The organism is Sphingomonas sp. GW821-FHT09E03 (assembly GCF_059416225.1).
Map to the genome: position 1 here is coordinate 143,606 of NZ_JBWKOS010000001.1, position 20,288 is coordinate 163,893.

The window sequence follows — 20,288 nt, forward strand, 5'->3', positions numbered from 1 at the left end:
CGGCGCCAGGCTGCAGTCGGCCGCCCTGTGGAGACGGTTCGATGAGCATGCCCCCCAAGTCCGATATTGCCGATGTGGCGAATGCCGATGGCGACGATGCCGCGCACGACGTCGTCCAGCAGCTCCCGCTCGACGGGTGGCACCGTGCCCGCGGCGGCCGCATGGTACCGTTCGCCGGCTATGATATGCCCGTCCAGTACGAGGGCATCATGGCCGAGCATCTGTGGACCCGCGAAAGCGCGGGACTGTTCGACGTCAGCCATATGGGCCAGCTGGTGTTCACCGGCGAGGGCGCCGACAAGGCGCTCGAGGCGGTGCTGCCCGGCGACGTCACCGGCCTCGCCCCGAAGCGCAACCGCTACTCGCTGCTGCTCGACGAGCAGGGCGGCATCCTCGACGACCTGATGATCACCCGGCGTTCGGCGACCGGCGACGGCGAGGATGGCGACGAGTTGTACATGGTGGTCAACGGCGCCACCAAATATGACGATATCGCCTATCTGCTCGATTTCCTGCCCGACGCGGTGACGCTGAACCTGATGGACGAGCAGGCTTTGCTCGCGGTGCAGGGCCCCAAGGCGGTTGCCGCGGTAGCGCGGCTGGTGCCGGGTGTTGATCGCCTTGTGTTCATGACCGCCGATGCGTTCGAGTGGAACGGCGCGCCACTGTGGATCAGCCGCTCGGGCTACACCGGCGAGGACGGGGTCGAAATTTCGATACCTGCCGACGTGGCCGAAGCCTTTGCCGATGCCCTGTGCGCGGAGCCCGAGATCAAGCCGATCGGCCTCGGCGCCCGCGACTCACTGCGGCTCGAGGCCGGGCTGCCGCTTTACGGCCATGACCTCGATCCCGATACGACGCCGGTGATGGCCGATCTCGGCTTTGCGCTCGCCAAGAAGCGTCGCGAGGCGGCGGATTTTGCGGGGGCCAAGCGGATCCTCGAGGAGCGTGAGCATGGCCCCGCGACCAAGCGCGTCGGGTTGGTGGTCAGTGGCCGCCAGCCGGTGCGAGAGGGCGCGGGCGTGGTCGATGCCAGCGGCGCTGAAATCGGCAAGGTTACCAGCGGCGGCTTCGCGCCGTCGTTCGGCGGCCCGATCGCGATGGCCTATCTGCCGGCATCGCTCGCGGTCGAGGGGCGGACCGTCCAGCTCGTGCAGCGCGGCAAGATCCACAACGCCACGGTGGCGCCGATGCCGTTCGTGCCACACCGCTACGTTCGCCAGGTTTGAGCAGCAACTTTGAGCTTTTTGGGAGGCAGATGAGATGAGCCGTTACTTCACCGAAGATCACGAGTGGATCGATGTCGATGGCGACATCGGCACCGTCGGCATTTCCGATTACGCGCAAGGCCAGCTCGGCGACATCGTGTTCGTTGACGTGCCCGAAGAGGGCAAGCAACTCGGCAAGGGTGACGAGGCCGCAGTGGTCGAATCGGTCAAGGCCGCGTCGGACGTCTATTCGCCGGTGTCGGGCACGGTGATCGAGGGCAATGCCGCGCTCGCCGACGATCCCAGCCTGGTGAACACCGACCCCGAAGCGGAAGGCTGGTTCTACAAGATCACGCTGAGCGACCCGTCCGAGGTCGAGGCACTGATGGACGAGACCGCCTACGAAGGCTTCGTCGCGAAGCTGTAAGTCCCACCGTAACTGTCATCCCGGCGCGAGCCGGGATCTTGCGCCCTCTGCGCGACGCTATCGTCGATCCAGTAGCCCGAGACCCCCACCATTGTTGGGGGTGACGTTTCAAAGGAACGTGATGCGCTATCTGCCCCTTACCCCGTCCGATCGCGAGGCCATGCTCGGCGTGATCGGTGCCGCGTCGATCGACGATCTGTTCGTCGACGTGCCCGAGTCGGCGCGCCTCCCCGGACCGGTGCCCGGCCTGCCGCTTCACGCCAGCGAGCTGGCGGTCGAGCGGCACATGACGGCGCTGGCCCGCAAGAACATTGTGGCGGGCGAGGGGCCGTTCTTCCTCGGCTGTGGCGCTTATCGCCACCACGTGCCCGCCAGCGTCGATCACCTGATCCAGCGCGGCGAGTTCCTGACCGCCTACACGCCCTATCAGCCTGAAATCGCGCAGGGCACGCTGCAGATGCTGTTCGAGTTTCAGACGCAGGTGGCGCGGCTGCTCGGTACCGATGTTGCCAACGCATCGATGTACGACGGCTCGACCGCCTGCTGGGAGGCGATCGGCATGGCACGGCGGATCACCAAGCGTGGCAAGGCGATCCTCTCGGGCGGGCTGCACCCGCATTACGTGTCGGTCGCCAACACCATGGCGAAATACACCGGCGACGTGCTCGACACGGCGACGCCGACGCTTGGCGCGGACACCGACATCGAGCGGCTGATCGCGAGCATCGACGCCGACACCTCATGCGTTGTCGTGCAATATCCCGATATCCTCGGCCGCATCGCCGATCTCACCCCGCTCGCCGATGCCTGCCACGCCAACAAGGCGCTGCTGATCGCGGTGGTCACCGAGCCGGTGGCGCTCGGGGCGATCAAGAGCCCGGGCGAGATGGATGCCGACATCGTTGTCGGCGAAGGCCAGTCGCTCGGCGTCGGGCTCCAGTTCGGCGGACCCTATGTCGGCCTGTTCGGCTGCAAGGACAAATACGTTCGCCAGATGCCCGGCCGGCTGTGCGGCGAGACCATCGACGCCGAGGGCCGTCGCGGCTTCGTGCTCACCCTGTCGACGCGCGAGCAGCATATCCGCCGCGAAAAGGCGACGAGCAACATCTGCACCAACTCGGGGCTGTGCGCGCTCGCCTTCTCGATCCACATGACCCTGCTCGGCGAGGCGGGTCTGCGCGCCTTGGCCGCGACCAACCATGCCGGCGCGGTCGCAGCGGCCGAGCGGCTCGTGCGGGTCCCGGGAGTCGAGCTTGTCACCGAGAGCTTCTTCAACGAATTCACGCTGAAGCTACCCACGGAAGCCCGGCCGATCGTGCGTGCGCTTGCCGAGCGCGGAATTCTCGCTGGCGTGTCGCTCGGCCGGCTCTATCCGCACGCCGTCGATCTCGCCAACGGGCTGGTCGTCGCGGTGACCGAAACCACCACCGCGGAGGATGTCGAAACCCTTGCCGCTGCGCTCGAGGAGCTGCTCGCATGACGATCAACCAGAGCGGCTGGCGCCCGACCGCGCCGGAGAAGGGCGAGTCGATCGCCGCTACCTTCACCGGCAACAAGGCACTGATGCTCGAGGAAGCGCTGATCTTCGAGATCGGCTCGACCGACACGACGGGCGTCGAAGTCGCCGCGCCTGCCAAGGTCGGCTCGCGGCTCGGCGGGCTCGACCGTGCCGCACCGATCGGTCTACCCGGCCTGTCCGAGCCTGAGGCGGTCCGCCATTACACCAGGCTCAGCCGACAGAATTACGCAATCGATCTCGGCCTGTTCCCGCTCGGCTCATGCACGATGAAGCATAATCCGCGTTTGAACGAGAAGATGGCACGGCTGCCGGGCTTTGCCGACGTCCATCCGCTCCAGCCGGTCGACACCGTCCAGGGCGCGCTGGAGGTAATTCACCAGCTCAGTCACTGGCTGGTGACGCTTACCGGCATGCAGTCGGTGGCGATGAGCCCCAAGGCCGGCGCGCATGGCGAGCTGTGCGGTATCCTCGCGATCAAGGCGGCGCTCGAGGCGCGTAACGAGGGTCATCGCAAGGTGATCCTGGTGCCCGAATCGGCACATGGCACCAATCCCGCCACCGCCGCCTTCGCAGGGTTCACGGTGGAGGACATTCCCGCCACCGCCGACGGCCGGGTCGACACCGCGGCACTGACCGCGCGGCTCGGGCCGGACGTCGCCGGCGTGATGATCACCAATCCCAATACCTGCGGGCTGTTTGAGCGTGATCTCAAGGTGATCTCGGACGCGGTGCACGCTGCGGGCGGCTACGTCTATTGCGACGGCGCCAATTTCAACGCGATCGTCGGCCGGGTGCGCCCGGGCGACCTCGGCGTCGATGCGATGCACATCAACCTCCACAAGACCTTCTCGACGCCGCACGGCGGCGGCGGCCCGGGCTCCGGGCCGGTGGTGTTCTCTGCGGCGCTCACCCCGTTCGCACCGCTGCCCTTCGTCGACAAGCAGGGCGACCAATTCGTGCTGGTCGAGGAAGAGACTGCCGAGGATCATCATGCGCAGAGTTTTGGCCGCATGGTCGCGTTCCATGGCCAGATGGGCATGTTCACCCGCGCGCTGACCTATATCCTCAGCCACGGCGCCGATGGCCTTCGCCAAGTCGCCGAGGATGCGGTGCTCAACGCCAATTACGTGCTGCGCAGCCTCGAAGGTGCGCTCGATGCGCCGTTCGCGGGCAGCGGGCCGTGCATGCACGAGGCGATCTTCTCCGATGCCAACCTCGCCGAAGGCTTCTCGACGCTCGACGTCGCCAAGGGGCTGATCGACGAGGGCTTCCACCCGATGACGGTCTATTTTCCGCTGGTCGTCCATGGCGCGATGCTGGTGGAGCCGACGGAGACGGAGTCGAAGGCGGCGCTCGATCAGTTCATCGGCGCGCTGCGCTCGGTGGCGGAACGCGCCAAGGCCGGTGACGAGGCGCTCAAGACCGCGCCGCATTTCGCGCCGCGCAGCCGGCTCGACGAAACACAGGCGGCGCGCAAGCCGGTGCTGGTGTGGAAGGACAAGGCCGCCGCCGAATAGGCCTGGATCGTTGGTGCCTTACCCTGTTACCACAGCGTTGGAGTGGTAGCGGGGAGGGTATTATGCAGGCACACGCAGCACAGCCGAACCAGTGGATCGGCTATGTCATCAGCACGGTGATCGTGGTCGTGGTGCTGGCTATCCGGATGCGGGGGATGAAGCGGATGCGGCCGCTGCGGCTCGAGACGCTGTGGGTGATCCCGGCGATCTACGCGGCGTTCGCTGGCGTGATGTTCGTCCAGTTCCCGCCCGGCCGGCTCGGCTGGCTGTTCAGCGGCCTTGCCCTGCTGGTCGGCGGCGCGCTCGGCTGGCAGCGCGGCAAGATGATGCGGATCACCGTGGATGCGGAGACCCACAAGCTCAACCAGCAGACCTCGCCGGCGGCGATGCTGTTCATCGTCGTGCTGATCGGCGTCCGCTTCGCCGCGCGCGACCTGCTGGCCGGCAGCGGCACCTACAGCCTGCATCTCAGCACGATGCTGATCACGGACGTGCTGATCGCGCTTGCCGTCGGGCTGTTCGCGACGACGCGGCTGGAGATGTACCTGCGCGCGCGGCGCATGCTGGCGGCGGCACGGGCGCCGGCGACCGCCTGAACGAGCCGGGGTGACGAACATCCCGCGCGCGGATAAAGCGCGCGGATGAAGCACGCACTCCCCGTCACCCGCGAAGCGGATTTCGCCGCCTGGTATCAGTCCGTGATCAGCGAGGCCGATCTCGCCGAGGAGTCCGGCGTGCGCGGCTGCATGGTCATCCGCCCCTGGGGCTATGGCATCTGGGAGCGAATCCAGCGGTTGCTCGACGACCGGATCAAGGCGACCGGTCACGAGAATTGCTACTTCCCGCTGTTCATCCCGCTCTCCTATTTCGAGAAGGAGGCGGAGCATGTCGAGGGCTTCGCCAAGGAGATGGCGGTCGTCACCCACCACCGGCTGGTCGGCGACGGCAAGGGCGGGCTGGTGCCCGATCCCACCGCCAAGCTCGAGGAGCCGCTGGTCGTGCGGCCGACCTCGGAGATGGTGATCGGCGCCGCCTTCGCGCGCTGGGTCCAGTCGTGGCGCGACCTGCCGGTGCTGATCAACCAATGGGCCAATGTCGTGCGCTGGGAGATGCGCACCCGCATGTTTCTGCGCACGTCCGAGTTCCTGTGGCAGGAGGGGCATACCGCGCATGCGACGCCCGCCGAGGCGCGCGACGAGACGCTCACGATGCTCGAGGTGTATCGCTCCTTCGCCGAGGAGTGCCTGGCGCTGCCGGTGGTCGCGGGCGAGAAGCCCGAGAACGAGCGCTTCCCGGGTGCGGTCGAGACCTGGTCGATCGAGGCGATGATGCAGGACGGCAAGGCGCTCCAGGCGGGCACCAGCCACTTCCTCGGCACCAACTTCGCGCACGCGCAGAACATCCGCTTCCAGAACGCCGACGGCCAGTTCGAGCTCGCCAACACCACAAGCTGGGGCGTCTCGACCCGGATGATCGGCGGCGTGATCATGGTCCATGGTGACGACGACGGCCTGCGCGTGCCGCCGCGGATCGCGCCCTGGCAGATCGTGATCGTGCCGATGCTGCGCGACCAGCCCGAAGACGAAAGCATCGTCGCCTACGCCAAGGCGCTGCAGGCCGAGCTTGCGGCGCTGTCGGCACTCGGCGAGCCGGTGCGCGCGCTGATCGACCTCAAGCCGGCCAAGGCGGCGACCAAGCGCTGGGGCTGGGTGAAGAAGGGCGCGCCGGTGGTGATCGAGATCGGCGGCCGCGACGTCGCCGGCGGCAATGTCTCGGTGATCCGCCGCGACCGGCTGTACCGCGAGGACGGCAAGCTCGATTCGCAGGTGATGGCACGCGACGAACTGGTCGCCACGGCGCCGGCGCTGCTCGAAGCGATCCAGGCCGGGCTGCACGACGAAGCGACCGCGCGGCTGAAGGCGGCCATCGTGCCGGCGGCCGACTTCGCCGCGGTCGAGGCTCATTTCGCCGAGGGGGTGAAGAACCCCGGCTGGGTCGAGGTGCAATGGGCCAAGCCGACCGGCGCGGCGCTCGACGCGGTGGTGGAGCGGCTGAAGGCGCTCAAGCTGACGGTGCGCAACGTGCCGGTCGACGCGGCGCCGGCGGACGGCACCTGCATCTTCACCGGCGAGGCCGCGGTGGAGCGGGTGTTGCTCGCGCGGGCCTATTGAGCGCTAACTTCGCTAAGGTCACGCATATCGACCATGGCAGAGCCCGACGACTTGGGTGATGCGCCGGGCGTCCGGCGAGCGTGACAGGGTAGGGCACTGTAGGACAGCCCCGAATCACCCGTGGGCGGCGATCCACTGCTCGACCACCGGCGCGACCGTGTTGCGCCAGCGGCTGCCGTTGAAGATGCCATAATGGCCGGCGCCTTCGGCGACGAGGTAGCGCTTCAGCTCGGCGGGGAGGCTGGTGGCGAGGGTCAGCGCCGCTTTGGTCTGGCCGAGCCCGGAGATGTCGTCCTTCTCGCCCTCCACCGCGAGCAGCGCGACATCGGTGATCGCGGCGAGATCGACCGGGCGGTCGCGGTGGGTCATCAGCCCTCGCGGCAAGGCGTGGGTCTGGAACACCTGGTCAATCGTCTGCAGGTAGAATTCCGCGGTCATGTCGCAGACCGAGCGATATTCCTCGTAGAAGGCCTTGGTCGCGCCTGCACCCTCGCCATCGCCCTGAACGAGATGCGCGAACATCTCCCAATGGCTCTGCATGTGGTTGCCGAGGTTCATCGACATAAAGCCGGCAAGCTGGAGGAAGCCGGGATAGACCCGGCGACCAGCGCCGGGGTGACCCGCGGGCACGGTAACGATCACATTGTCGGCGAACCAGCTGTGCGGGCGCTCGGTGGCGAGCGTGTTGACCGCGGTCGGCGCCTCGCGGGTGTCGATCGGGCCGCCCATCATGGTCAGCGTCTTCGGCCGGCAGGGATGGGCATCGGCGCTCATCAGCGCGGCGGCGGCGAGGCACGGCACCGAGGGCTGGCACACCGCGAGCATATGGGTGCCGCCCTGGCCCGCATTGGGCCCGATCGCGGCGAGGAAGGCGACCAGATAATCGATGTAATCATCGAGATCGAACCGGCCATCGGCAAGCGGGACCAGCTTCGCGTCGCGCCAGTCTGTGATGTAGACGTCGGCCACCGGGAGCATGCGCTCGACCGTGCCGCGCAGCAGCGTGGCGTAATGGCCCGACATCGGCGCGACGATCAGCAGCTTGGGCGCCTGCTCGATCCCCTCGCGACGGAAGCGCTTGAGCTGGCCGAACGGCCGCTGGAGGACGATCTCCTCATGCACCGCGATCTCGTCGCCGTCGATCACGGTGTGGGTGAGGCCGAACGCCGGTTTACCTCGCGGTGCAGCGGCATGGGCGAACACCTCGAGCGCCGAGGCGACCACCGTGCCACCGCCCATATAGGAAAACGGGTTTGCCGGCCCCTGCAACAAGCCGGCACCGAATCGCGCCATCGCACTGGCGCCGGCGAGCATCTTCCGCTGCATTTCATAGGCGTCGTAGAGCATGCGGTATCGTGTAGCGTATCGGGGGCGGGTGTGTCGTGCAGGAAATTGCAGGCCAGGATTGCTGCGCTGCAGCGGTAGGTGGAGGTCTCTGTCATGCTGGACTTGTTTCAGGGTCTGGCCCGCGCGCCGGGCCAAGCGGAACGGTTGGGGTGATGGATGCTGAAACGAGTTCAGCATGACTGGGACAAGCCACCGCTGACGGCATCACCCCGCACCGGCGTTGAGCGCATCCGTCTCGGCTGCTAGGCGGCGGCATGGCCGAGCCCACCCCATCCCGCCGTCGCCTTGGCGATCTCATGCTCGTCTGGCAGCGGGTGCTGGATTATCCCGGGCAGCTGGCCATCGCGCTGGTCGCGCTGACCACCACCTCGGCGGCGACGATCGCCATTCCCTATGGCTTCAAGCGGGTGATCGACCGCGGCTTCGGGCCGGGAGCAAATGGCGCGGTGTCGTCGTCGTTCCATTACCTGCTGATGATCGTCGGCGTGCTGGCGATCGCCACCGCAATCCGCTTCTATTTCGTCTCCTGGCTGTCCGAGCGGGTGATCGCCGACATCCGCACCGGCGTGCAGCGCCACCTGCTCGGCCTCACCCCGCGCTTCTTCGAGCAGAACCGCCCGTCGGAGATCGCCTCGCGGCTGACCTCGGACACCGCGCTGATCGAGACGGTGATCGGCAGCACCGTGTCGATCGCGTTGCGCAACTGCTTCACCGGCATCGGCGGGATGATCTATCTGTTCGCGCTGTCGCCCAAGCTCGCCGGCATGCTGCTGCTCGGCATCCCGCTGATCATCCTGCCGGTGACGATCCTGGGGCGGCGGATCCGCGCGCTGTCGCGCACCTCGCAGGATCGCGTCGCCGACGTCGGGTCGCTGATCAACGAGACGCTGGGCGCGATGAAGATCGTCCAGGCGTTCGGCCAGGAGCAGCGCGAGGCGCAGCGGTTCGGCGCGGCGGTGGATGCGACCTTTGCGGCGGCCAAGCGGCGGGTGCTGTTGCGCGCGGTGATGACCGCGATCATGATCGGGCTGATCTTCGGCTCGATCACGCTGGTGCTGTGGGAGGGCGCGACCGATGTCGCCGCGGGGCGGATCAGCGGCGGCGCGATCGCCGCGTTCGTGCTCACCGGCGGCATCGTCGCCGGCGCGTTCGGCGCGCTGACCGAAGTCTATGGCGACCTGCTGCGCGGCGCCGGCGCGGCGAGCCGCCTCGCCGAGCTGATGCGCGAGCAGCCCGAGATCGCCCGGCCCGAGCCGCCGATGCCGCTGCCGGTGCCAGTCAAGGGCGCGCTGGTTTTTGACCAGGTGCGCTTCCATTATCCGACCCGGCCCGACACCGCGGCGCTCGGCGGCTTCTCGCTGAGCGTGCGGCCGGGCGAGACGGTGGCGGTGGTCGGCCCGTCGGGCGCGGGCAAATCGACGCTGTTCCAGCTCGCCGAGCGCTTCTACGATCCCGATGCCGGCCGGGTGCTGCTCGACGGGGTCGACCTGCGCGAGGCGGACCCGGCGGCGGTGCGCGCGCAGATGGCGATGGTGCCGCAGGACACGGTGATCTTCGGCGCCAGCGCGCGCGACAATCTGCGCTACGGGCTGTGGGAGGCGAGCGACGAGCAATTGTGGGCCGCGGCCGAGGCGGCCAATGCGGCAGACTTCCTGCGCGCGTTGCCCGAGGGGCTCGACACCTTCCTCGGCGAGGGCGGCGCGCGCCTGTCGGGCGGCCAACGCCAGCGGGTGACGATCGCGCGCGCGCTGCTGCGCGACGCGCCGATCCTGCTGCTCGACGAGGCGACCAGCGCGCTCGACGCCGAAAGCGAGCGGCTGGTGCAGCAGGCGCTGGAGCGGCTGATGGAGAACCGCACCACGCTGGTGATCGCGCACCGGCTGGCGACGGTGCGCGCGGCCGAGCGGATCATCGTCATGGATGCCGGGCGAATCGTCGAGGAGGGCACCCATGCCAGCCTGATCGGCCATGGCGGGCTCTATGCGCGGCTGGCGAGCCTGCAGTTCAGCGAGGCGGCTTGAGGGGGCAGGCGCTGCTCTGCGGACGACGTCGCTTCGCGCCATCAACATCGGTGAGCAGCCTGATCTACAAGTGAACGGGGCTGGCCGCTGCCATGTGCCTGGCCATACGCCTGCGACGCTGCCGGATCTTCAGCGACACCGCCATGACGGCGTACAATCCTACTGCGATGAACAGCCGGGCGAGACCTGCTTCGCGTTCCGGTACGGCAATCCAGATGGCGCAAGGCACTGCCACCAAGGGCGTGATCTTGGTCGTCCACCACAGCATCGATCCCCAACCCGGTCGATCCCGCATCTGCTTGTCCACGATCAGGATGATCAGTGTCGACACGACCTTCACTCAAAGCAAACAAGCGACGATCCAGCTCAGGAGATCGATCAAGGTTGTAAAACCGAACGTCATCATTGCAGCAGGGTGAAGCCTAAACGATGCCTGAGCAACCATGCTGACCCGGTGGCGACGGGCACGCAGGATTTCACCAATAAGCCGCCATCAGCGGCGAAACCCACGCCGGCTGGTGTATGTCGCCACGCGGCAAGAACTCGCGCATCACCGGCTTGATGTCGATCACGGGGGTGCCGTGGATCGCGTCCAGGCCCTCGACGTGGAGGGAGAGGCCGTCCACCGCCATGATCCGGCAGATCGTCACGCCGAGGCGATTGGGCCGGTTCTTGCCGCGCTGGGCGAAGATGCCGGTGAGCGGGCATTCCGCCCGGCCGCGAGGATGGCGGGCGCCGCGTTCGATCTGCTGCGGCGTGACCTGGTCGAACAGGAAGACGATCTCGGCGTGGCTGAACGCGTCCAGCCCGGCGAGCGCGTCGGGCGCGAAGACGGCGGGATCGAGCTGGATGGCGGCGTGGCTGGTGCCCCAATCGTCGTCGGTCGGCTCGGTCCGGCCGCCGCGCACATGGCCGATCGCTTCGATCGTATAGGTCATTGATCCCGTTCGCCCCTTGTCCTGCCGCTCGCCTGTTCTAGCCGGTCGGGCCCGGATGGCCAGCGACGGCGCGGCGCCGGCGGGCTTGTCGCAGCCGGTCGTGGGGGTAGAGTGAGCGGCACCGGTTTGCCAGGGAGACGCGATCATGGCCCGCGAGTTCGATATCATCCTCTACGGCGCGACCGGCTTCACCGGGCAGCTGGTGGCTGAGTATCTGGCCGAGCGTGGCGTCGCGCGCTGGGCGATGGCGGGGCGCGGGCTGGCGCGGCTCGAGGCGGTGCGCGAGCGGCTCGCGGGCGCGGCGGCGACGCCGCTGGTGGTCGTCGAGGCCGACGACCCTGAGGCGCTGCGGGCGATGGCGGCGCGGGCGCGGGTGATCATCTCGACGGTGGGGCCGTATCAGCTTTACGGTTCGGGGCTGGTGGAGGCGTGCGCGGCGGCGGGGACCGATTACGTCGACCTGTGCGGCGAGCCGCACTGGATGCGGGCGATGATCGATGCCCACCAGGCTGCGGCGCAGGCGAGCGGGGCGCGGATCGTGTTTTCGTGCGGCTTCGATTCGATACCGTTCGATCTCGGCGTGCTGACGCTGCAGGAGCATGCCCGCGCGCGCTTCGGCCGGCCGGTGCCGCGGGTGAAGGGGCGGGTGCGGGTGATGAAGGGAAGCTTCTCGGGCGGCACCGCGGCGAGCGTCAAGGCGACGCTGGCGGCGCTGGCGCGCGATCCCTCGCTGATGGGGCTGCTCGCCAGCCCGTTCGCGCTGACCCCGGGCTTTGCCGGGCCGCACCAGCCGGTGGGGATGATCCCCGAATATGACGCGACGATCGGCAGCTGGGTGGCGCCGTTCGTGATGGCGCCGATCAACACCAAGAACGTCCACCGCACCAATTTCCTGCTCGGCCACGCTTATGGCGCCGACTTCGTCTATGACGAGATGATGGTCGCGGGGCTGGGCGACATGGGCAAGGTCGCCGCCGAGGCGATCGCCAAGTTCAATCCCTTCGCCGGCGACAAGGGGCCGCAGCCGGGCGAAGGGCCGAGCCGCGAGGAGCGCGAGGCGGGGCATTACGACCTGCTGTTCGCGGGGCTGATGCCGGATGGCGAGCGGATCGATGCGGTGGTCACCGGCGACCGCGACCCGGGTTATGGCTCGACCAGCAAGATGATCGCGGAAACCGCACTGTGCCTGCTCGACAGCGACGGCGCCGGGGGCGTGTGGACGCCGGGGGCACTGCTCGGCACGGGCCTGCGCGATCGGCTGCAGGCGCGCGCAGGGCTGACCTTTACCGCCTGCTGAGCCGGTCGGGTCAGCGCGGGTAGAAGAGCAACGCGATCACCGCGATGGCGAGCGCGCCGCCGATCCACAGCGGCAACAGGCGCCGCGCGCGGGCTGCCGCGGCGGCCTCATAGGCGTTCATGTCGAAATAGAAGCGCCCGGGCGCGGCGAGGCGGATCGAGCCGTCGGCGATCATTGCCGCCAGCGCGCGACGCTCGCGCGGGCTGGCCGGTGCGAACGCAATCGCATCGGCGGCGCACACCGCCCGGGCATCGACGAAGCGCGGCGCGATGGTGCCGCGGACGAGATAGCGGGTCCGCTCGACGCCCTGCCCATCGGTGCGCTGCAGCTCGGTCACCGCCGCTTGCCCTGATGGCGGATGTTGGCGGGGCGGCCGCGCTGCTTGAGGATGCGATCAGTACGGCGGCGCGATGGGCCGTTGCTGCCAGGCGGGGCCGTCTTGCCCTGGGGGAGCTCGAAGCGTAGCGCGCCCGACACCGGATTGGCCTCGGCGAGGCGCAGTTCGAGGCGCTGGCCGAGGCTATATTCCTCGCCCGTCGTCTCGCCGATCAGCGTACGCGCGGCCTCGTCGAAGCGGAAATATTCGCCGCCGAGATCGCGCACCGGCATTAGCCCGTCGCCGCCGATGCCCTCGACGGTGGCGAAGAAGCCGTAGTTCTGGACGCCGGTGATGCGCACCTCGAGCGTCTGGCCGACGCGTTCGGACAGGAAGGCGGCGACATAGCGATCGATGGTGTCGCGCTCGGCCTCCATCGCACGGCGCTCGAGCTGGCTAATGCCCTGGCCGATCGCCTCCATCGCCTCCGCCTCGCCCGCCGTCAGCCCGCCGGGGCCGAGCTTGTACGCCGCGACGAGTGAGCGGTGGACGAGGAGATCGGCGTAGCGGCGGATCGGCGAGGTGAAGTGGGCGTAGCTGCCGAGCGACAGGCCGAAATGGCCGTGGTTTTCCGGCGCATAATAGGCCTGGGTCTGGGTGCGCAGCACCTGCTCCATCACCTGCGGGCGGAACTCGGCCTCGCCGACGCGATCGAGAATGCGGTTGAAGGTGGCGGGGCGGATCACCTGGCCGAGCGCCAGGGGGACGTCGAAGGTGTCGAGATACTCCTTGAGCGCGGCGAGCTTCTCGCGGCTCGGCGGCTCGTGGATGCGGTACATCACCGGCGCCTTCTTGGCCTCCAGCGCCTTGGCGGCGGCGACGTTGGCGGCGATCATGTAATCCTCGATCAGCCGATGCGCGTCGAGCCGCTCGCGCGGCGCCACCGACATGATCCGGCCCTTCTCGTCGAGCACGACGCGGCGTTCGGGCAGGTCGAGGTCGAGCGGCTCGCGACCGTCGCGCGCCTTGGCGAGCGCGCGCCAGCAGGCCCACAGGGGGACGAGCGCGTTGGCGACCACTTCGCGCTCGTTTGACCCCGGGCGAAGCGCGGGGTTGAGCAGCGGGCGCTCGGCACCCGGGCTCAGGGCGTCGCCCGCGACCGCGTCGGCGATCGTCTGCGCGTCTTCATAGGCGATGTTCGCCGCGATCCGCACCACCGCCCGGGTGAAGCGCCATGCGGTCAGCGCGCCGCTCTTGCTGATCTGGAGGTGGCAGGCGAGCGCGGCGCGGTCTTCGCCCATCTTGAGCGAGCAGACCTCGGCGGACAGGATCTCGGGCAGCATCGGCACGACGCGATCGGGGAAATAGACCGAATTGCCGCGGCGGCGCGCCTCGCGGTCGAGCGCCGAACCGGGGCGGACGTAGAAGCTGACGTCGGCGATCGCGACCACCGCCTTCCAGCCGCCGGCGTTGCCGGGATCGTCGTCGGGCGCGGCCCAGACCGCATCGTCGTGATCGCGCGCGTCGGCGGGATCGATCGCGACGATGGGGAGGTGGGTGAGATCCTCGCGGTCATCGCCGAGCGGTGTCTGCGCGACGCGCTCGGCCTCGAGCAGCGTCTCGTCGGCGAAGACGTCGGGGATGCCGAGCTTGTGGATCGCGATCAGCGAGAAGCTGCGCGGCGCGAACGGATCGCCGAGCCGCTGAACGACGCGCGCGGTGATCCGCGGCGGCTTGCCGGCGAGCTCGGCCATCACCAGGTCGCCGGCCTCGGCGCCGCCGGTGTCGGAGACCATGAACTCGCGGCGTTCCTTCTTCTCGACGCCGACCAGCCAGAACCGCTCGCCCTCGGCGCGGAGCACGCCGAGCATCTGCTCGGACGATTTGGCGAGCACCTTCATCGGGTGTGCGATCCAGCCGTTGCCGGCTTCCTCGGTGCGGGCAAGGATGCGCTCGCCGACGCCCAGGGCGCCGCGCTTGCGCTCGCGCACCCGCAGCCGCGGCACCGGCGTGTCGGCCTCCCAGCGATCGGGCACCGCCCAGACGTTGCCGCCATCGTCCACCTCGGCGACGCGCAGCACCGTGACCTTGGGCAGTCCGCCCATCTTGTGGAAGGCGCGGCCCGGCGCGCTGTCGATCAGCCCCTCGTCAGCCATGTCCTTGAGCAGCGCTTTGAGCTGGATCTTGTCCTGCGCGGTGAGGCCGAAGGCGCGGGCGAGCTCGCGCTTGCCGGCGGGAACGTCCGATTGCTCGATGAAGGTGAGGATTTGCTGCCGCGTCGGCAGCCCTGCTCTTGGTTTTTTAGCCACGTGCCCGAGATAAGCATTTCGCCGCCATCCGCCATGGCGAAACACTCCTGCTGGCGCCCGAACCGCGCTATGGGGCCGCGCATGATGCCGATCCGCGTTGCCGCTTTGTATCGATTCACACCGTTCGCCGATCCCGCGGTGCTCAGGGCACCGCTGCTCGCCGCCTGCGAGGCGAACGGCGTGCGCGGAACACTGCTGCTCGCGCGCGAAGGGATCAACGGCACGATCGCGGGAAGCGACGACGGCGTCGAGCGGGTGCTCGACCATATCCGCGCGCTGCCGGGCTGCGAGCATCTGGAGGTGAAGAACTCGCGGGCCGAGACCATGCCGTTCCATCGCACCAAGGTCCGGCTGAAGGCCGAGATCGTGACGATGGGAATGGCCGAGATCGACCCGCTCGCTACCGGCCATTATGTCGCGCCGGCAGAGTGGAACGCGCTGATCGACGATCCCGACACATTGGTGATCGACACCCGCAACAATTATGAGGTGGCGGTGGGCAGCTTCGCCGGCGCGATCGATCCGCACACCGCCAGCTTCCGCGATTTCCCCGGATGGTTCCGCGAGCATCGCGACGCGCTGCTCGCCGGGCGCAAGCGGGTGGCGATGTTCTGTACCGGCGGCATTCGCTGCGAGAAATCGACCGCCTTCCTCAAGGCGGAAGGGGTGGAGGAGGTGTATCACCTGCAGGGCGGGATCCTGCGCTATCTGGAAGAAACGCCCGCCGCGGAGAGCCGCTGGCAGGGCGAATGCTTCGTGTTCGACCAGCGGGTGGCGGTGGGCCATGGCCTCGCCCCGGGCACGCACAGCCTGTGCCATGGCTGCCGGATGCCGGTGAACCCGGCCGATCGCGCCTCGCCGCTGTATGTGGATGGTGTGGCCTGTCCGCGCTGCCACGACGAGCGCGATGCGACCCAGCAGGCGGGTTACGCCGAGCGGCATCGCCAGGCACGGCTCGCCGCGGCGCGGGGCGAGGCGCATGTCGGGGCACGGTATGCGGATGGCGATGTCGACGACTGAGACGCGGCCGGCGCCCCATCCCGCGGGATGCCGCCTTGCCTCGACCCGCGCCTGCGCCGATGGTGCCGGCAACAATGGCTAAAGGAATGGCGGCAGTGGCGACGACATGGATGCGGCAAGCGGCGGTGCTGGCGGGAGCGTTGCTGGCGACGGGCACGGCGCCCGCGGTGGCGCAAGGCATGGCCGAGCATCAGCCGGCGTGCCCGGCACGGCCGGTGGCGCCGCCCGCGGCGTTGCGCGGCTGGACGGCGATGGCGCCGATCCAGGCCGGCGAGCGGGTGGGCCTGGCGCCGGTGCTGACGATCGGCCGTAGCGTCCGCGCGACGCTGCGTGACGAGGCGGGCGTGAAGCTCGCCGCGCCGTCGACCAAGAGCGGTGAGGCGCCGGGCCAGGCCGGCCTGTTCCAGTTCGCGGTGGCACGGGCAGGGCGCTATCGCGTCGCGCTCGGCGAGGGCGCCTGGATCGACGTGGTGAGCGCCGGCAAGGTCCTCGCCTCGGCTGCGCACAGCCATGGGCCGGATTGCTCGGGAATCCGCAAGATGGTGGACTTCGATCTCAAGCCCGGCCGTTACGTGCTGCAGGTGACCGGCAGCAAGACGGTGTCGGTGCCGGTGATGGTGGCGAGGGTGCCGAGGTAGAGTTGCGCGACGACGGGTGGTCGCCGTTCGATATCGGTCATCCCAGCGGACGCTGGAATCTCTTGCGGCGAGCGCAGGGCAGGAGCCGTGAACGACCCCGGCCTTCGCTGGGGTGACGATCCTGGTATAGCATCACTCTCCGACTTCCGCCCCGACCTCGTCCTCGGTACCCAGCGGATGCGCGCGCAGCAGCGCGGCCAGCGTCGCGAGATCATCGGCGGCCACCGCCGCGAGCCGTTCCTCGAGCGCGCGGAAGGTTGCGAGCACCTCGCGGCCGAGCGGGGTGAGGCGGGCGTTGCCGCTGTTGCCGCCGCGAACGGTGTCGACCAGCCGCTCGGCCCAGCAGCGGTTCATCGTGTCGACCAGCAGCCAGGTACGCCGATAGCTCATCCCGAGCGCGCGGCCGGCCGCCGAGATCGAGCCCTCGCGGTCGATCGCCTCGAGCAGATCGGCCTTGCCGGGACCCATCGCGGTCTCGCCGTCGCAGAACAGCTGCGCTTTCAGCTTGAGCGGGCCGACGCGCATCGCGGTTACTTGCCGATCATCACGTCGCTGGCCTTGATCACCACGGTGACGGCGTCGCCCTCGGCGAGGCCGAGATCGGCGATCGCCTCCTCGGTGATGCTCGCCGTGACGATGTTGCCCGCGCCGATGTCGATCTTGACCGTGCCGTTGACGGCGCCGGGGGTGATGGCGACGACGGTGCCGGAAATTTGATTGCGCGCGCTGAGCTTCATGATGGTCATCCTGTGGGTTCGCGACCGTCATATCACAGCACCGCTGAGGCAGCCATTCTCCTGGGTGGTCGCGTCGATGGCCCGGCGCCTCCCTCGCTAGGTATCGCGGACGCGACGGCATTGCTTGGGAGCAACGGAATGACGGCCTATGTCCACGTGAACCTGCGCATCAAGGATCCCGAGCGGCAGGCGGCGCTGACGCCACGCTTCCAGGCAGCGCTGCAGGCGGCGGGCGGCCTCATCCTCCATTTTGTCCCGGTCGCCACGACGCTGGAGGGCGATGTCACGCCATTGCCGATCGCCGGCGTGTTTGAATTCCCCACCCTCGCCGACGCGCTCGCCTTCCATGAATCGGCCGACTGTGCGCCGATCAAGGCCGAGCGCGCGCTGGCGCAGGAGGCGCGGATGGTCGTCGTCGACGCCGGCTAGGCTGCGCGGGCCTTGGCGGCGGCATCGTTCACGCCGATCAGGTCGACCGCCTGGGCAAGCGAGCCGGCATAACTGTCGGCGCCGAGCGCGTGCTGGATCGCGGTGTCGCTCAAGGCCGCCTCGCCCTGCGGCCATAGCCCAACGACGATCCGCGCCGCCGGTGCCTGGGCGCGCAGGCGACGGATGAGGTAGCGGAGCCTGGCAGGAGAGCCGGTGACCTCCAGATAGGAGATGGCGATCACGCCGACATCGGCGACGTCGAGCGTGGCGATCGTCTCGCGCGACACGGCGGCGTCGGCGACGCTGCGCGCGTCGATGCCGCGCTGGCCGAGCAATTGCACGAGCATCGCGGTGACGGCCTTGTCGAACGCGCCATGGCCGGCGACGCAGATCACCCGGCCCGGTGCGGTCGCCGCGGCGTCGCGCGGGGCATAGGATTGCAGATCGTTGATCACCGACAGCATCGAGCGCGTCATCCGCGTCGCGCTCGCGGGATCGATCGTGCCGCGCGCCTCGTCTTCCACCGCGAGCTTGAGGCCTTCGAGCACGACGCCGTCGTAATAAGCAACCAGCGGGCGATCGGTGAGCAAGGTCTCGGCCTGCGCCAGTGCCTCGTCGGGGTTGTTGGCGAGGATGCGCTGGTAGAAGCTCTCCACCGGGGTGAGCGCCGGGCGATCGCCGAGCAGCACGTCGAAGAACTCGAGGCTCTTCACGTGGCGCCCCATCACCACCAGGCACAAGGTGAGCGGGGTGGACATGATCAGTCCGATCGGCCCCCAGAGCCAGGTCCAGAAGATGGCCGAGACGATCACCGATACCGGCGACAGCCCGGTGGAGTGGCCGTAGAGCAAAGGCTCCACGACATAACCGGTGAGCGGCTCGATGACGGCAAACAGCGCCACCACCTCGAGCGTCATGCCCCAGCCGGGATCAACCGCGGCGCCGAGCGCGGCCGGCGCGACCGCGGCGAGGAACGAGCCGATATAGGGCACGAACCGCAGCAGGCCGGCCATGACGCCCCACATTGCGGGCGAGGGGATGCCGATCGCCCAGAGGCCGAGGCCGATAACGACACCAAAACAGGCGTTCACCGCGAGCTGCGACAGGAAATACTTGCTGAGGCGCTGGCCGGCGTCGTCAAGCGCGCGGGTGGTGCGGTGGAGATCGCTCGAGCCGAACACGCGGATAAAGCGATCGCGCAGATCCTCCTTCTGCATCAGCACGAAGATCGCGACGATGAGGACGATGACGGTGGTCTCGAGCGGACCCAGAATCGGTTCGAGCACGGTCTTGGCGATAGTGAACGGCGAGGTGCTGTCCTGCACCACCTCGACCGGGATCGGCCGGCGCTGGCCGTTGCCCGCGGGGGCGGCGGTGCTGCCGGCTGCGGGCGCCGTGCCGTGGTGCGCGCCATTCTGTCGGCCGCTGCCGAACTCCTTGGAAATCGACGCCAGGCGCGACACCGCATAGCCTTGCACGCCCTGGACCTTGGCCTCGATGGTCTGGGCATATTGCGGGGCGTTGGCGGTGAGCGAGGCGGCCTGGCTGCCGATCAGGGTGCCGACCAGCCCGAGCACGCCAAGCGCGGCGAGCACCGTCAGCATCACCGCCGGCGCGCGCCACAGCCGCAGCCGCTGCAGCAGGTTGACGACCGGCGACAGCACGAAGGAGAGCATCACTGCGAGCGTGATCGGGATCAGCACCTGCTGGCCGAAATAGAGCGCGGCGATGACGAGCGTGCCGACCGCGACGCCGGCCAGCGTCTTCAGTTCGGGCGCCGACACCGGCTTGATCGCGGCCGCGCCGGCCTCGGGCGGCGGCGCGTCGCGACTACCGGTGAACACGTCCTTGTAGCCGGCAACACTGTCTAATTCGCTCATGCGGCGGCTGTCTCTTTGGTGGCGCTGGATGCCCAGGCGGGGAAGGTGATGGTCGATGCGGGCGGGCGGACGGCCCGACCCGATCGGCGCCGCGCGCCGACCGGGGAAGGGAGGATCACTCCTCCTCGGCGGCCTCGGCGTCGGCCTTGGTCTTGTGGCTGACGCCTTCCTCTTCGGCGGGCGGGGCGTAGACGGTGAACAGCTTGAGCGGCTCGTCGCCCTTGTTGATGATGTTGTGCTTGGCGCCCTTGGGGATGATCACCATGTGGTTGACGGTCACCTTGCTGCGGCTGCCGTCGACCACCGCCTGGCCCTCGCCGGCGACGAAGAAGGTCGTCTGATCAGCATCGTGCGTCTCTTCGCCGATGTCGTCGCCCGGCTCGATGCTCATCATCACCACCTGGCAATTCTCGTCGTAATAGACTTCCTTCTGGAAGTGGCTGTTCTTGGTCGCCAGCGCGATCATGTCTTTGTTGAATACGGCCATGTCGTCGTCTCCGATGGAATGCGATGG

The 20,288-nt window shown here is 68.6% G+C and carries 20 protein-coding genes; 11 read left to right on the plus strand and 9 right to left on the minus strand.

Translation table 11 applies throughout. The features are described 5' to 3' along the window. The first annotated feature begins 41 nt into the window (after nucleotides 1–41). From gcvT to proS, 6 genes are all read left to right on the plus strand, one after another. The gene (gcvT, locus tag AC07M8_RS00850; protein ID WP_495172574.1) at nucleotides 42–1,229 is read left to right on the plus strand and encodes a glycine cleavage system aminomethyltransferase GcvT; all 1,188 of its coding nucleotides are present in this window, start codon (nucleotides 42–44) and stop codon (nucleotides 1,227–1,229) included. A gap of 34 nt (nucleotides 1,230–1,263) precedes the next feature. After that, complete coding sequence (gcvH, locus tag AC07M8_RS00855; RefSeq protein WP_495172575.1) at nucleotides 1,264–1,635, plus strand: glycine cleavage system protein GcvH; 372 nt, start codon at nucleotides 1,264–1,266, stop codon at nucleotides 1,633–1,635. Between the two features lie 121 nt (nucleotides 1,636–1,756). Beyond that, entirely contained in the window at nucleotides 1,757–3,115 is a 1,359-nt protein-coding gene (gene gcvPA / locus AC07M8_RS00860) for an aminomethyl-transferring glycine dehydrogenase subunit GcvPA (protein ID WP_495172576.1), read from the plus strand. Further along, a complete protein-coding gene (gcvPB, locus tag AC07M8_RS00865; RefSeq protein WP_495172577.1) occupies nucleotides 3,112–4,671 on the plus strand; it encodes an aminomethyl-transferring glycine dehydrogenase subunit GcvPB in 1,560 nt (519 codons plus the stop codon). The genes gcvPA and gcvPB overlap by 4 nt, the downstream gene beginning before the upstream one ends. 62 nt (nucleotides 4,672–4,733) lie before the next feature. Next, nucleotides 4,734–5,267, plus strand: coding sequence for a CcdC protein domain-containing protein (locus AC07M8_RS00870; protein WP_495172578.1), 534 nt, complete (start codon nucleotides 4,734–4,736; stop codon nucleotides 5,265–5,267). 45 nt (nucleotides 5,268–5,312) lie between these two features. Beyond that, nucleotides 5,313–6,842, plus strand: a complete 1,530-nt coding sequence (gene proS / locus AC07M8_RS00875; RefSeq protein ID WP_495172579.1) for a proline--tRNA ligase — start codon at nucleotides 5,313–5,315, stop codon at nucleotides 6,840–6,842. Between the two features lie 114 nt (nucleotides 6,843–6,956). Here proS and AC07M8_RS00880 read toward each other — a convergent pair whose 3' ends face one another. Then, nucleotides 6,957–8,189, minus strand: coding sequence for a polyhydroxyalkanoate depolymerase (locus AC07M8_RS00880; RefSeq protein ID WP_495172580.1), 1,233 nt, complete (start codon nucleotides 8,187–8,189; stop codon nucleotides 6,957–6,959). Between the two features lie 254 nt (nucleotides 8,190–8,443). Here AC07M8_RS00880 and AC07M8_RS00885 point away from each other — a divergent pair, with 254 nt between their 5' ends. Beyond that, nucleotides 8,444–10,210: an ABC transporter transmembrane domain-containing protein gene (locus AC07M8_RS00885; protein ID WP_495172581.1), complete on the plus strand. Its 1,767-nt coding sequence runs from the start codon at nucleotides 8,444–8,446 to the stop codon at nucleotides 10,208–10,210. 64 nt (nucleotides 10,211–10,274) lie between these two features. On the opposite strand, the gene AC07M8_RS00890 is transcribed toward AC07M8_RS00885, so the two are convergent. Together AC07M8_RS00890 and AC07M8_RS00895 are read right to left on the minus strand one after the other, a co-directional pair. Then, on the minus strand, nucleotides 10,275–10,541 hold the full coding sequence (locus tag AC07M8_RS00890) for a hypothetical protein (protein ID WP_495172582.1): 267 nt from the start codon (nucleotides 10,539–10,541) through the stop codon (nucleotides 10,275–10,277). 145 nt (nucleotides 10,542–10,686) lie between these two features. Next, entirely contained in the window at nucleotides 10,687–11,148 is a 462-nt protein-coding gene (locus tag AC07M8_RS00895) for an SAM-dependent methyltransferase (RefSeq protein ID WP_495172583.1), read from the minus strand. A gap of 145 nt (nucleotides 11,149–11,293) precedes the next feature. Between AC07M8_RS00895 and AC07M8_RS00900 the strand changes: the two genes are divergently transcribed. Then, nucleotides 11,294–12,445 carry a saccharopine dehydrogenase family protein gene (locus tag AC07M8_RS00900; protein WP_495172584.1) on the plus strand — a complete coding sequence of 384 codons (1,152 nt, stop codon included), beginning with the start codon at nucleotides 11,294–11,296 and terminating at the stop codon, nucleotides 12,443–12,445. 10 nt (nucleotides 12,446–12,455) lie between these two features. Here the strand turns inward: AC07M8_RS00900 and AC07M8_RS00905 are convergent, their stop codons facing one another. Continuing rightward, nucleotides 12,456–12,782, minus strand: coding sequence for a hypothetical protein (locus tag AC07M8_RS00905; protein ID WP_495172585.1), 327 nt, complete (start codon nucleotides 12,780–12,782; stop codon nucleotides 12,456–12,458). Next, nucleotides 12,779–15,070: a ribonuclease R family protein gene (locus tag AC07M8_RS00910; RefSeq protein ID WP_495172586.1), complete on the minus strand. Its 2,292-nt coding sequence runs from the start codon at nucleotides 15,068–15,070 to the stop codon at nucleotides 12,779–12,781. The genes AC07M8_RS00905 and AC07M8_RS00910 overlap by 4 nt, the downstream gene beginning before the upstream one ends. Nucleotides 15,071–15,154: 84 nt before the next feature. Between AC07M8_RS00910 and trhO the strand changes: the two genes are divergently transcribed. Next, the gene (gene trhO / locus AC07M8_RS00915) at nucleotides 15,155–16,090 is read left to right on the plus strand and encodes an oxygen-dependent tRNA uridine(34) hydroxylase TrhO (protein WP_495173119.1); all 936 of its coding nucleotides are present in this window, start codon (nucleotides 15,155–15,157) and stop codon (nucleotides 16,088–16,090) included. Nucleotides 16,091–16,185: 95 nt separating this feature from the next. Next, nucleotides 16,186–16,728, plus strand: coding sequence for a homogentisate 1,2-dioxygenase (locus tag AC07M8_RS00920; RefSeq protein ID WP_495172587.1), 543 nt, complete (start codon nucleotides 16,186–16,188; stop codon nucleotides 16,726–16,728). Between the two features lie 132 nt (nucleotides 16,729–16,860). Here AC07M8_RS00920 and AC07M8_RS00925 read toward each other — a convergent pair whose 3' ends face one another. Together AC07M8_RS00925 and AC07M8_RS00930 are read right to left on the minus strand one after the other, a co-directional pair. Further along, nucleotides 16,861–17,253: a winged helix-turn-helix domain-containing protein gene (locus AC07M8_RS00925; RefSeq protein WP_495172588.1), complete on the minus strand. Its 393-nt coding sequence runs from the start codon at nucleotides 17,251–17,253 to the stop codon at nucleotides 16,861–16,863. Nucleotides 17,254–17,258: 5 nt separating this feature from the next. Then, the gene (locus AC07M8_RS00930; RefSeq protein ID WP_495172589.1) at nucleotides 17,259–17,465 is read right to left on the minus strand and encodes a TOBE domain-containing protein; all 207 of its coding nucleotides are present in this window, start codon (nucleotides 17,463–17,465) and stop codon (nucleotides 17,259–17,261) included. A gap of 138 nt (nucleotides 17,466–17,603) precedes the next feature. Between AC07M8_RS00930 and AC07M8_RS00935 the strand changes: the two genes are divergently transcribed. Then, a complete protein-coding gene (locus AC07M8_RS00935; protein ID WP_495172590.1) occupies nucleotides 17,604–17,894 on the plus strand; it encodes a DUF1330 domain-containing protein in 291 nt (96 codons plus the stop codon). Here AC07M8_RS00935 and AC07M8_RS00940 read toward each other — a convergent pair. After that, nucleotides 17,891–19,774, minus strand: coding sequence for an AI-2E family transporter (locus AC07M8_RS00940; protein ID WP_495172591.1), 1,884 nt, complete (start codon nucleotides 19,772–19,774; stop codon nucleotides 17,891–17,893). The two genes, AC07M8_RS00935 and AC07M8_RS00940, sit on opposite strands and share 4 nt — an antisense overlap. Nucleotides 19,775–19,889: 115 nt before the next feature. Continuing rightward, the gene (locus tag AC07M8_RS00945; RefSeq protein WP_495172592.1) at nucleotides 19,890–20,261 is read right to left on the minus strand and encodes a cupin domain-containing protein; all 372 of its coding nucleotides are present in this window, start codon (nucleotides 20,259–20,261) and stop codon (nucleotides 19,890–19,892) included. Nucleotides 20,262–20,288 lie beyond the last annotated feature (27 nt).

What these genes read in the sequence shown, in the direction of transcription:
- AC07M8_RS00930 (WP_495172589.1), bottom strand. Translation starts at nt 17,465, where the DNA reads ATGAAGCTCAGCGCGCGCAATCAAATTTCCGGCACCGTCGTCGCCATC.
- trhO (WP_495173119.1), top strand. Translation starts at nt 15,155, where the DNA reads ATGCCGATCCGCGTTGCCGCTTTGTATCGATTCACACCGTTCGCCGAT.
- AC07M8_RS00935 (WP_495172590.1), top strand. Translation starts at nt 17,604, where the DNA reads ATGACGGCCTATGTCCACGTGAACCTGCGCATCAAGGATCCCGAGCGG.
- gcvH (WP_495172575.1), top strand. Translation starts at nt 1,264, where the DNA reads ATGAGCCGTTACTTCACCGAAGATCACGAGTGGATCGATGTCGATGGC.
- AC07M8_RS00900 (WP_495172584.1), top strand. Translation starts at nt 11,294, where the DNA reads ATGGCCCGCGAGTTCGATATCATCCTCTACGGCGCGACCGGCTTCACC.
- AC07M8_RS00870 (WP_495172578.1), top strand. Translation starts at nt 4,734, where the DNA reads ATGCAGGCACACGCAGCACAGCCGAACCAGTGGATCGGCTATGTCATC.
- AC07M8_RS00895 (WP_495172583.1), bottom strand. Translation starts at nt 11,148, where the DNA reads ATGACCTATACGATCGAAGCGATCGGCCATGTGCGCGGCGGCCGGACC.
- AC07M8_RS00885 (WP_495172581.1), top strand. Translation starts at nt 8,444, where the DNA reads ATGGCCGAGCCCACCCCATCCCGCCGTCGCCTTGGCGATCTCATGCTC.
- gcvT (WP_495172574.1), top strand. Translation starts at nt 42, where the DNA reads ATGAGCATGCCCCCCAAGTCCGATATTGCCGATGTGGCGAATGCCGAT.
- proS (WP_495172579.1), top strand. Translation starts at nt 5,313, where the DNA reads ATGAAGCACGCACTCCCCGTCACCCGCGAAGCGGATTTCGCCGCCTGG.
- AC07M8_RS00925 (WP_495172588.1), bottom strand. Translation starts at nt 17,253, where the DNA reads ATGCGCGTCGGCCCGCTCAAGCTGAAAGCGCAGCTGTTCTGCGACGGC.
- AC07M8_RS00880 (WP_495172580.1), bottom strand. Translation starts at nt 8,189, where the DNA reads ATGCTCTACGACGCCTATGAAATGCAGCGGAAGATGCTCGCCGGCGCC.
- AC07M8_RS00940 (WP_495172591.1), bottom strand. Translation starts at nt 19,774, where the DNA reads ATGAGCGAATTAGACAGTGTTGCCGGCTACAAGGACGTGTTCACCGGT.
- AC07M8_RS00945 (WP_495172592.1), bottom strand. Translation starts at nt 20,261, where the DNA reads ATGGCCGTATTCAACAAAGACATGATCGCGCTGGCGACCAAGAACAGC.
- gcvPB (WP_495172577.1), top strand. Translation starts at nt 3,112, where the DNA reads ATGACGATCAACCAGAGCGGCTGGCGCCCGACCGCGCCGGAGAAGGGC.
- gcvPA (WP_495172576.1), top strand. Translation starts at nt 1,757, where the DNA reads ATGCGCTATCTGCCCCTTACCCCGTCCGATCGCGAGGCCATGCTCGGC.